This is a genomic window from Streptomyces sp. NPDC058459, from assembly GCF_042721685.1.
Classification (GTDB): domain Bacteria; phylum Actinomycetota; class Actinomycetes; order Streptomycetales; family Streptomycetaceae; genus Streptomyces.
Genome location: NZ_JBHXLV010000217.1, coordinates 1 through 10,715 on the forward strand (window position 1 = coordinate 1; position 10,715 = coordinate 10,715).

Sequence of the window (10,715 nt, forward strand, 5' to 3'; positions counted from 1 at the left end):
GTGTACGCCCCCGGCGCGCCTCGCACGCGCCCCGCAGGGGCCAGGCGCGCGAGACCCCGACGAGAGCCGGGGTGCCGGTCTCGTCGGGGTCTCGTCGTCGTCCAGCGGGCGCCGAGGGATCAGGCGCCGCTCTCCCGCAGCATGTCCTCGCGCTCGACGAGCTTCACGCGCTCGCGCCCGTGCGGCTCACCGAGGGCGCGCTCGGCGGCGTCCAGCTTGTACCAGCCGTCCCAGGTGGTGAAGCGCACCTCCCGGCCGGTCAGGAACGCGTACACGGCCTCCGGGTCGGGCGAGGTCGGCGTGTGCAGCCGGCCGGCGGCGTGGTCGGCCAGCAGATTGGCCACCGTCTCGTTGGCGTCGCCCTTGGTGTGGCCGATCAGACCGACCGGCCCGCGCCTGATCCACCCCGTGACGTACGTGGACGCCAGATGGGCACCGCCCTCCTCGACGACCCGGCCGCCCTCGTCCGGGACGGTGCCCGTCTCGAGGTCCCAGGGCAGCTTGGGCAGCTTCTCGGAGAGGTAGCCGACCGCGCGGTAGACGGACTGGACGTCCCAGTCCTTGAACTCGCCGGTGCCCTGGACGTTGCCGGTGCCGTCCAGGGCGGTGCGCTCGGTGCGCAGACCGACGACCTTGCCGTCCTCGCCGAGGATCTCCGCCGGGGACTCGAAGAAGTGCAGGAAGAGCTTGTGCGGGCGGTCGCCGACATCGCGGATCGCCCAGTTCTCCAGTGTCTTGGCGACCATGTCGGACTGCTTGTTGCCGCGCCGGGTCTCGATGGAGCCCGCGTCGTAGTCGATGTCCTCGGGGTCGACGATGACCTCGATGTTGGGGGAGTGGTCCAGCTCGCGCAGCTCCATCGGGCTGAACTTCGCCTGCGCGGGGCCACGGCGGCCGAAGACGTGGACCTCCAGGGCCCTGTTGGCCTTCAGACCGTCGTAGACGTTCTGCGGGATCTCCGTCGGCAGCAGCTCGTCCGCCGTCTTGGCGAGGACGCGGGCCACGTCCAGGGCGACGTTGCCGACGCCGAGGACGGCGACCTTCTCGGCCTCAAGCGGCCAGGTGCGCGGCACGTCGGGGTGGCCGTCGTACCAGGACACGAAGTCCGCCGCGCCGTAGGAGCCGTCCAGGTCGAGGCCGGGGATCGACATGTCCCGGTCGGCCATCGCGCCGGTGGAGAAGATCACCGCGTCGTAGAAGGCGCGCAGGTCGTCCAGGTCGATGTCGCGCGGGTAGTCGACATTGCCGAACAGACGGATCTGCGGCTTGTCGAGCACCTGGTGGAGGGCGGTGATGATGCCCTTGATACGCGGGTGGTCGGGCGCCACGCCGTAGCGGATCAGGCCGAACGGGGCGGGCATCCGCTCGAAGAGGTCGATGGACACGCCGGGGTCGGCGGCCGTCTCGGACTTCAGCAGGGCGTCGGCGGCGTAGATCCCGGCGGGGCCGGCTCCGACGATGGCTACCCGCAGGGGGCGCGGCATGATCAGGTTCCCTTCGAGTGTGGACAGGCGACTCGATCGGAAAGCCTAAGCTAAGGCAGCCCTAAGTTAGTACGCGGGTCCGGTCTATGGACTCATAAGCAGGTTTTATGGGTGGCTCGCCCTTAGTCAGGCGGGCCTGATCACCCGGTGGATGGCTGCCTCCCCGGCGCCGTACACCGACTCCTCGCGGATGGTCGCGCCCGGCCCCGGCGCGTGGATCATCGTGCCGTTGCCGACGTACAGGCCCACATGCCGGCCGTCCTCGAAGAACAGCACCAGGTCACCGGGGAGCGCCGCGGCGAGCGTCACCTCGGTCCCGGCCACCGCCTGCTCGTGCGCGGCCCTCGGCAGTTCGACCCCGGCCACCCGCCACGCACCCTGGGTGAGGCTGGAGCAGTCGAACGAGTCGGGCCCGGTGGCACCCCAGACGCAGGGCTTGCCCACCTGTGCGGCGGCGAAGGCGATGGCCTTGGCGGCGCGGACCACATGCGCGGACTCGGAGGCGGGCCGGGGGGTGGGGAAGGTGCCGGTGCCGAAGGCGGGGGGCTGGGGGGTGGCGGGCCGGGGGGCGGGGATCGCGCCGGTTTCGTACACCGGAGCCGGAGCCGGAGCCGGAGCCGGAGCCGGAGCGGCAGCCGGAACAGGCGGGGCCGGCGAGGGGGCGGGCTGGAAGGCGGGTGCCGCCGGGAACGCACCCGTTTCGTACGTCGGGGTCGTGGCCGGGGCCGGGGTCGCCTCGGCCATCGGAGGCAGGGCCGGGTACGCCCCGGTGTCGTACATCGGGGCGAGGGCGGCCATCGCCGGGTACGCCCCGGTGTCGTACGTGACCGGCGGCGCGGCCGGGTAGGCGAAGACGCTGGTGTCCACGGCGGGCAGTGTGCCGGTGTCGGTCTGCGGCGCCGGGGCCAGATAGCTCAGGCCGCCGGTGTCCGTCAGCGGGCCGGGGACCGGGTACGTCAGCGAGCCCGTGTCGCCCAGCGCGTCCGGCATGGGGTACGTCAGCGGGCCGGTGTCCGCGACGGCGGGCGGCGGTGCGGTCCACTGGCCCGTCGCGCCGGCCGGTGCCTGCGCCGCGCCGGAGCTGGCGATCTCCGGCGCGGCAGTCTGAGCGGCGCCCGGTGCGGGGGCCTGCGGGGTGCCGCCTCCCCACGCCTGCGCGGGAGCGGCGTTCCAGGCGTGACGGGACAGCATGTCCCGGGCGGAGGTGAGCTTGCGGCGGTTGCCCGCCTTGAGGTCGGCGGGGGAGGTGCGCGCCGGCCCGGCGGGCGCGGTCGGCAGCACTCCGGGAGCACCGCCGGGCGGTACCGGTGTGAGGACGCTCAGGCTGTCCGGCAGGCCCGGAACCCCGACCACGGGCAGCGGTGCAGCCAACTCGGCTATGACCGGCGAGAGTTGAGCGATCGGTGCGGCGGGCAGCGCGGCCATGGGCGTCACCGGAGGAAGTGCGGTCGCCGTAACCGCCTCCAGTGCCGGGATGGACGGGCCGCCCGTCAGCTCGGCCACCGGACGCTGCGAAGGGCCGGCGGGCAGCGCGGGGGCCTCCGCCTCACCGCCGGGCAGGCCCAGCTCGGCCGCGGTCCAAGTGCGCTCCACGACAGGGACGTTGTCGAGCGTCCGGCCGACGGGAAGGGTCGCGGGCACAACCGGGCCCGCCTTGGTGCGGGCCGCGTCGAACCACTGCTGGGTGACGGTGTCGAGTGCCGGGTCCGGGCGGCCGGCGGACCGCTTGGCAAGGGGGACACCCCGCTTCCGGCTGGCCGCCGCCATCGCGCGGGTCGCGTTGTAGTTGCCCGTCGCGGTCTCGGCCCGTGCGTAGAGGGAGTCGATCCGCTGCCGAACCTCTTCGTGACTCTCCGGCGCCATGGGAGACGACTCCTTCCTCGCCCCGCGCGGGGCAGTTGGGCCGGCGCGCCCGGAAGTCGGTCGAATGTCCCGTACCGGACGCCGCTGCGGACTCACTGGAACGGTGGAGCCGGGCGGCCTGCGGTCAACCTAGCCAACTTGTGTCACTCGTGTGAAGGTCGTCGGGTGGAATGTCCGATACGTATTTGTGATGTTCGCCGCCATGTTCGGATGGGCACACTAGGCACCCGCGTCGCCAACTGCGACATACAGGTGCGTCCTTGGCCTTGAGCGGCTCATGTGGCCCGGTTTTCGCGAGAGTTCGCCATGAAATCCGGGCCGGGGTGAACACGTCGACGCCGTCCCGCGTATGGGTGTGGGGCGCCACATGCCCCCACCGACCACGACTCGCAGGGGACGATCTTGGAACCGAACAGGCGCAGGCGCCCGACCGGCGCACGACGCGTGACCCTCGCCGCGGTCGCGTTGATGCTGGGCGGCGGCGGCCTCGTCGCGGCCAACGTCTACGCGTCGGCCAGCGAAGGCGGCTGGGGCGGAGGGGGCTCCGGCGACGCGACGAACGCAACTCTCAGGTCGGCCGGGATGGCGACCATCGACTGCCCCGACGTGGGCACCCGGCTGACCGACGTACCGGAGGCGGCCCGCGCGGACGTCGACCGTGAACTGGCCCAGCTGGACCAGCAGATCGCCGAGGCGTACCAGCGGCTCCAGCAGTCGGCCGACGCGCTCCGGCAGGACCCGGAAGCCGCCGACAACTCGGTGATGAACCCGCTGAAGGACAAGCGGACCGCGACCCTCGGCCGGATCGCCGACGCCATCGGCCGCGCCGGGAACCGGCCCGACAAGCTCGACGAACTCGCCCCCTGCGCCCTGCGCCCCGCAGAGGCCGCCCCCGGCGGTGAGCAGCAGGGTTCGGCCGCGCCTTCGCAGAGCGCGGGCGCCGATCAGGGCCAGGGCCAGGGGCAGGGGCAGAACGGTGCGACCGGGCAGGGTGGCAACGGGCCCGTCGCCGCCGACTACGCGGACATCAAGTCCGTACAGCCCAACGCCCCCAAGGCGCCCCCCGGCGGCACCTTCCGCACCGAGTGCGGCGTCAACGAGAACGGCCTGTTCAACTCGGACAACGTGATCGTGGCCCCCGGTGTCTCCAATGGAGCCCACCACTTCCACGACTACGTCGGCAACCAGTCCAACACCGCCTTCGCCAGCGACCAGGATCTCGCCGACGCCAAGACCAGCTGCGCCGACCAGGGCGACAAGTCCACCTACTACTGGCCGGTGCTGCGCCTGCAGAACGGCAAGCAGGAGCGGGACGCCGGGGCACCGGGCGGCGGCACCGAGGGCAACGCCGGGCAGATCGTCACGCCCAAGGAGGTCACCCTGACCTTCGTCGGCAGCCCGAGCGGCAAGGTCACCGAGATGCCGCGGCTGCTGCGCGTCATCACCGGCGACGCCAAGGCGTTCGTCAACGGCCCCGCCAACGCCAACGCCTCTTGGAGCTGCACCGGGTTCGAGGACCGGCAGTTGAAGGACAAGTACCCGCTGTGCCCGTCCGGCAGCGACGTGGTGCGCAGCTTCCACTTCCAGAGCTGCTGGGACGGCCGTAACGCCGACAGCGCCAACCACCGCACCCACGTGGCCTTCGCCGACGCCCAGGGCAACTGCCCCGCGGGCTTCAAGGCCATCCCGCAGCTGGTCCAGCGGATCGTCTACGACGTGGACGCGCCGAGCCTGGCCGACGGCGGCAAGGGCACCCCGCTCTTCGCGGTCGACTCCTTCCCGGAGCAGCAGCACAAGCCGGTCACCGACCACGGCGACTTCATCAACGTCTTCGACGACAACCTGATGCGCACCATGGTCGACTGCATCAACTCCAACCGGAACTGCGGCCCTGGCGACGACGGCAAGGGCGGCGGCAAGGACGACGACGGCAAGGGCGACGACGGCAAGGGCGACGGCGGTAACGGCGACGGTGGCGGCGGCCAGGGCGAGGAGCCCGGCGGCCAGGACACCGCCGAGCCGAGCGCGAGCACCGCGCCCGAGCAGCCGGCCCAGACCACCCCGCCCGCGGAGACCGAGCCCGAGCAGCCCGCCGGGACCGCCCCCGAAGAGCAGCCCGCGCAGACTGACCCCGCGCAGACTGACCCCGCGCAGACTGACCCGGCGCAGGCCGACCCCGCGCAGGCCGACCCCGTCGAGGCGCCCCGCGTCGACGCGACGACCGCGCCGGCCAACACCACCAAGAACGAGGGCGGCGGTACGGGCAAGCGGGACGACTCCACCGCGCCGGCGGCCCCGGCCGGTACCGCCCCCGCCCCGCAGGAATCCGTGTCGGCTCCGGCGCAGGCCGCCGCCGTCACCACCACTCCGCCGCCCGCGAACCTCGAGCCGCAGGCGGTCGGCAACGGCGGCCTCGCCGAGACCGGTGCCAACCTGTGGCCCGCCGCCCTCGGCGTGCTGCTGGCCGCGTCCGGCCTGGTGATGCTGCTCCGCGCCCGGCGTATGCGGTACTGACCCGAGCCCGGCCCGAGCCCCCGGTTCCCGCTACGGGACCCGGGGGCTCAGTGCGCGGTACGTCGGCAGTACAGAAACAGGTGCGGCTCCGGCCCGGAGTCGGGGTGGGCCGGGACGAAGGTGGCGTGTCCCTCGTGCAGCACCGTCAGCCCCGCTTCGGTGGCCAGCCGGGTGAACTCCTCCGGGGAGAAGCTGCTCACCCGCACCAGGTGCCCCATGAAATCGACCTGCGCGTCCGCCACGTCCACCGGGACCGTGGCCAGCACCGCGAGACCGCCCGGCCGCAGCGCCCGCGCCAGCGAGGTCAGAACCTCCCGCTGTTCGGCGCGGGACATCTGGAGCAGCGAGAAGTACACACAGACCGCTTCGAACGACCCTTCTTCCAGGCTCAGTTCACGGATGTCGGCCACCTTGAACTCGGCGTCCGGCACCTGCCGCGCGGCCAGCTCGACCATCACCGGGGACACATCCACGCCCAGCACCCGGTGCCCGGCCCGTGCGAGCGCCTCGGCGGTGGGCCTGCCGGTGCCGCTGCCCACGTCCAGCACCCGGCTGCCCGGCATCAGATGATCCACCAGCCAGCTCAGCGACGCCAGATGCGGTCCGGAAGCGGCGAACGCCTGCTCGTAGGCGATGCCCAGCGCGTCGAAAACGACCGCCGCGGGTGCCCGCTGCTCTTCCTCTGCCACGACGGCTCCTCTCAACGTTCCCTACCGGTGCCCGGCATCGGCGCCCCCATACCCGCGCCTTCCGGAAGCCCTGGTTGCGGACCGGAGCACCGGCAGGGCAGGGTGCGGGGCGTGCCCTCCCTGCTGATCGTCCACCACACGCCCTCGCCGAACTGCCAGGAACTGTTCGAGGCCGTCGTGTCCGGCGCCACCGCGCCGGAGATCGAGGGCGTCCGCGTCGTCCGGCGCGCCGCGCTCGCCGCGACCGCCTCCGACGTCCTGGCCGCCGACGGCTACCTCCTCGGCACCCCGGCGAACCTCGGCTACATGTCCGGCGCCCTCAAGCATTTCCTCGACCAGATCTACTACCCGGCTCTGGACGAGACCCGGGGACGCCCCTTCGGCTACTGGGTGCACGGGGGCAACGACGTGACCGGCGCCGCCCGTGCCGTCGAGGCCATCACCACCGGCCTCGGCTGGCGCCGCGCCGCCGAGCCGGTCACCGTCACCGGCGCGCCGGGCAAGGCCGACACCGAGGCGTGCCGGGAACTGGGCGCGGTCCTCGCGGCGGGCCTGGCCGGCTGACACCGGTGTCGCCCGTTCGGCGGAACCCGCGCGCGTCCCGCGTGGTCCACGCCCGGCCCGGGACCGGACCGGAAAGGCGCTGGTCCCGCCGCCCCTGACCGGCCGGACGAAGGTGCGGGCGCGGCCCCCCTGGCCGACGATGGGCCACGAGGCCGCGTCCCAGCGGACGCGGTCGCACCCCGTCGTACGTCGTCTGAATCGAGGGAGCGTCGGATGCGAGCGGACGGCCACGCACCCGGACGGCCCGCGCCCGGCGGGCAGGACGCCGACCGGCGCACCACCGAGGAACTCCTGCGGGCAGGAGCCCGCGAGACCGCCGAGGTCGCCGAGGGCGTACGCGCCGTCGCCGAACGCACCGCGGACGCCCTGCTCGCCCCGCCCCGCAAGGGCTCCGCCCGCCACCCGCGCACCGGACTCACCGCCCGCTGGGTGCTGCTGCGGGCCCTGACCGACCCGCGCGGCCTGGGCGCCCCGGCCGGGCCGGCCCGCAGACGGCTCACCAGGCTGCTCGGCGCCCGCCGGCGCGGTGAGCCGCTGGCCGCTCTGACGGCCGTCACCTCCCTGCGGCTGCGGACAGCCGCCGTGCTGGCCGCCCACCCCGAACTGGCCCGCGACCCCGGCATGCGCCGGCTCACCGCGGCCCTCGGCACCCGTGGCGACCGGGAGGCGGTACGCGCGCTGCGCACCCTCTTCCAGGACCCCGGCGCCCAGCGCGCCCTGGCCGCGCTCGCCCCCGTACTGGCCGAACTCCTACACGTACGCGCCCTGTTGGACGCCGAACCGGCCGACGAGGCGGAACCGGACCCCGGTTCGGAGCACGGTGCCGCCGAGGCCGTCGACCTCACCGGCCGGGAGAAACAGACCCTCGCCACCGAGGGCTCGCTCCTCGGCTTCCTCCGCAACATAGACCTGCTGGCCCCCGAGGGCCGCGTCCTCGTGCAGAACGTACGCGGCCCCGACGGTGTCGTCCGGTACGTCGTCCAGGCCCCCGGTACCAGCCCCGGCCGCCCCCGCCACGGCTCCCCGCGCGATGTCGTCGCCGCCTGGCGCGAACAGCTCACCGCCGACTCGCCCTACACCCGCGCCCTCCGGCCCGCCATCGAGGACCACGGCATCCCGCGCGGAGCCGAACTCGCCCTGATCGGGCACGGCGAAGGCGGCACCGCGCTGCTCAACCTCGCGCGGGACCCCGCGTTCTGCCGCGCCTACCGGATCACCCACGTCGTCGCGGTCGGCTCCCCCGACCCCGGCGGACGCCCCGCCGACCCCCGCACCTGGACCGGCCACCTCACCAACGAGCACGACCTCGTCCCCGCCGCGACCACGGCCGATCCGCACCCGGGCCGGTACGAGGCCCGCTACACCGGACCCACCCGCGCCTTCCCGCAGTCCCACCTGCTGCGCGAGTACATCGGGCATCTGCGCACCGTAGCCCCCGAGGCCCGCGAGCACATCGACCAGGCCCTCACCGCCTACCGGGGCCCCGTCGTACGCAGCCAGGCGTACCAGCTCAAGGACCCGGCCCGGCCGCCCGAGGGCCACCCCTTCCTCACCCTCCCGACCGCCTCGGTCCCGACGGCCACCGGCCCGGTCGGCGTGCCCGTGCGCTACCAGGACTCCGCCGCCGCCCACCTCTGCTTCCCGGTCGGCACCGAGGCGGTGCGGGCCCTGCTGCCCGACGTGCCCTGGATGCGGCCCAGCGGGATCGGCCGGCACACCCTGGCGGTGCTCTCGCTGTACGAGCACCGCTGCTCCACCCTCGGCCCCTACACCGAGATCGCCCTGTCCGTCCCGGTGGACGACCTGTGGCGGCCCCGCCCGGCCGACCTCGCCACCGACGTGCTGCGCCGCGCCGACCTGCGCCGCACCGGCCGCTACGTGCTGTCCCTCGCCGTCACCACCGAGGAGGCGCGCGTGGCGACCCGCGAACTCTGGGGCCAGCCCGCCGTACGCGCCGCCGCCGAGGTCCATCTCGGCGCCCACCGGCTCCGGCTGAGCGCACCCGGCCTCGGTATCGCCGTGCTCGGCCGGCTCGGACCCGGCGTGCGCTGCCCCGAGCCGGACTGGGCCCTGTACGGCCGACGCGGCGAGAGCACCGTACGCACCTCGGTCCGTACCTCCGGACGCCCCCGGCTGCACGCCGGGGCCGGGGTGCGACTGCGGCTGGACACCGCCGCCGCCGAACCCATGGCCGGACAGCTGCGCAGGCTCGGCATCGACACCGCCCGGCCGCTGTTCGTCGTGGCCTGCCCGCAGTTCATGGTCCACCGGGCCGCCGGCGCCGTCCTGCCGCGCTGAACCTTCGCCACCGGGAGCCGTCATGGTGAGCCACTCCACGCCCGCCCACCCGATCGCCGCCGAACTCCTCGACCGCATAGCGCAGTTGCGCACCGACGCCGACCTGATGGACGGCTACGCCCGCCGCCTCCTCGCCACCGCCGCCACCCTCAGCGGGCGGGTCGCCGCACCGGAGTGGAGCAGACCCACCCTCGCCCGCCAGGCCGCCGCCTGCCGCACGACCGCACGCCAACTGCGCCTGGCCGCAGAGGCGTTGCTGAGTCAGAGCACACCCGGCCGTACCCGTCCGCGCCGCCGCCCGGCCGCACCCGCGATGCTCCCGGCCGCCGGCCGGAAATGACCCCCGCCCGGCGCCGCTCGGCAGACGTTCGGGCATCCGGGTGGTAGCCCGTGCCGTCCTGGGCCGAACGGGTTGTGGCAACCGGGCGAGCGCCCCGAAGATCCGGATAATCACCGCTCATGCAGCTCGTGAAGGCAGGTCAAGCGACCCGGCGCGCCCCCGTGGCCGTCACCGGACTCGGACTGGTCACCCCGGCCGGCGTCGGCCGGCACGCTGACTTTTAGTGACAGTGCGCCGGAACCTCCACGGCCACCGCCGACCCCGGACTCGACGGGCTGCCCGTGACGTTCTCCTGCCGGGTACCCGACCTCGACGCGCCCCGGCTGCTCGGCCACCGGCTCAGCCGCCGCCTGGACCGCTTCACCACCTTCGCCCTGCTCGCCGCCCGTGAGGCCGTCGCCGACGCCGGACTCACCTCCGGAGACTGGGACGGACCGCGCATCGGCATCGTGATGGGCGTCGGCACCGGCTCCATGCAGGGCTGGCAGGCCGAGTTCGACCGGCTCGCCGCCCGCGTCCCCGACCGGGTCTCCCCGCTCGCCCTGCCGCGCAGCGTGCCCAACATGGCCGCCGCCGAGATCGCCCTCGACCTCGGCGCCACCGGCCCCAACCTCGTCGTCTCCACCGCCTGCGCCTCCGGCACCAGCGCCATCGGCCTCGCCCGCGACCTGCTGCTGTCCGGGGCCTGCGACCTCGTCCTGGCCGGCGGCAGCGAGTCCGCGCGACTGCCGATGACCGCCGCCTGCTTCGCCCAGATGCGTGCCCTGTCCCGCCGCGCCGACGCCCCGCACGAGGCGTCCCGCCCCTTCGACCGCGACCGCGACGGCTTCGTCCTCGGTGAGGGCGCCGCCGTCCTCGTCCTGGAACGCACCGCCGACGCCCGCGCCCGCGCCGCCCGGCCCACCGCCCTGGTCGCCGGGTACGGCGCCTCCTGCGACGCCCACCACTTCACCTCCCCGCACC

Annotated in this window: 8 protein-coding genes; 5 read left to right on the top strand and 3 right to left on the bottom strand. The window is 74.2% G+C overall.

The window, feature by feature from the left end; translation table 11 throughout:
* Positions 1-119 precede the first annotated feature (119 nt).
* Together ACFWN1_RS27945 and ACFWN1_RS27950 are read right to left on the bottom strand one after the other, a co-directional pair.
* Positions 120-1,484 carry an FAD-dependent oxidoreductase gene (locus ACFWN1_RS27945; RefSeq protein ID WP_384367655.1) on the bottom strand — a complete coding sequence of 455 codons (1,365 nt, stop codon included), beginning with the start codon at positions 1,482-1,484 and terminating at the stop codon, positions 120-122.
* Positions 1,485-1,610: 126 nt separating this feature from the next.
* Positions 1,611-3,347 carry an NlpC/P60 family protein gene (locus tag ACFWN1_RS27950; protein ID WP_384367658.1) on the bottom strand — a complete coding sequence of 579 codons (1,737 nt, stop codon included), beginning with the start codon at positions 3,345-3,347 and terminating at the stop codon, positions 1,611-1,613.
* 468 nt (positions 3,348-3,815) lie between these two features.
* Between ACFWN1_RS27950 and ACFWN1_RS27955 the strand changes: the two genes are divergently transcribed.
* Positions 3,816-5,861: a DUF1996 domain-containing protein gene (locus tag ACFWN1_RS27955; protein ID WP_384367676.1), complete on the top strand. Its 2,046-nt coding sequence runs from the start codon at positions 3,816-3,818 to the stop codon at positions 5,859-5,861.
* A gap of 47 nt (positions 5,862-5,908) precedes the next feature.
* Here ACFWN1_RS27955 and ACFWN1_RS27960 read toward each other — a convergent pair whose 3' ends face one another.
* Positions 5,909-6,550, bottom strand: a complete 642-nt coding sequence (locus tag ACFWN1_RS27960) for a class I SAM-dependent methyltransferase (RefSeq protein WP_384367661.1) — start codon at positions 6,548-6,550, stop codon at positions 5,909-5,911.
* A gap of 111 nt (positions 6,551-6,661) precedes the next feature.
* Between ACFWN1_RS27960 and ACFWN1_RS27965 the strand changes: the two genes are divergently transcribed.
* The 4 genes from ACFWN1_RS27965 to ACFWN1_RS27980 all read left to right on the top strand — a co-directional run.
* Positions 6,662-7,114 (top strand): flavodoxin family protein, encoded by a 453-nt coding sequence (locus ACFWN1_RS27965; RefSeq protein WP_384367664.1) that lies wholly within the window; start codon positions 6,662-6,664, stop codon positions 7,112-7,114.
* 213 nt (positions 7,115-7,327) lie between these two features.
* The gene (locus ACFWN1_RS27970; RefSeq protein ID WP_384367667.1) at positions 7,328-9,412 is read left to right on the top strand and encodes an acetoacetate decarboxylase family protein; all 2,085 of its coding nucleotides are present in this window, start codon (positions 7,328-7,330) and stop codon (positions 9,410-9,412) included.
* 22 nt (positions 9,413-9,434) lie between these two features.
* Complete coding sequence (locus ACFWN1_RS27975; RefSeq protein ID WP_384367670.1) at positions 9,435-9,752, top strand: hypothetical protein; 318 nt, start codon at positions 9,435-9,437, stop codon at positions 9,750-9,752.
* 281 nt (positions 9,753-10,033) lie between these two features.
* A partial coding sequence (locus ACFWN1_RS27980) for a beta-ketoacyl-[acyl-carrier-protein] synthase family protein (RefSeq protein ID WP_384367673.1) occupies positions 10,034-10,715 on the top strand: 682 nt, incomplete at its 3' end.

What these genes read in the sequence shown, in the direction of transcription:
- ACFWN1_RS27945 (WP_384367655.1), bottom strand. Translation starts at nt 1,484, where the DNA reads ATGCCGCGCCCCCTGCGGGTAGCCATCGTCGGAGCCGGCCCCGCCGGG.
- ACFWN1_RS27950 (WP_384367658.1), bottom strand. Translation starts at nt 3,347, where the DNA reads ATGGCGCCGGAGAGTCACGAAGAGGTTCGGCAGCGGATCGACTCCCTC.
- ACFWN1_RS27955 (WP_384367676.1), top strand. Translation starts at nt 3,816, where the DNA reads ATGCTGGGCGGCGGCGGCCTCGTCGCGGCCAACGTCTACGCGTCGGCC.
- ACFWN1_RS27970 (WP_384367667.1), top strand. Translation starts at nt 7,328, where the DNA reads ATGCGAGCGGACGGCCACGCACCCGGACGGCCCGCGCCCGGCGGGCAG.
- ACFWN1_RS27975 (WP_384367670.1), top strand. Translation starts at nt 9,435, where the DNA reads ATGGTGAGCCACTCCACGCCCGCCCACCCGATCGCCGCCGAACTCCTC.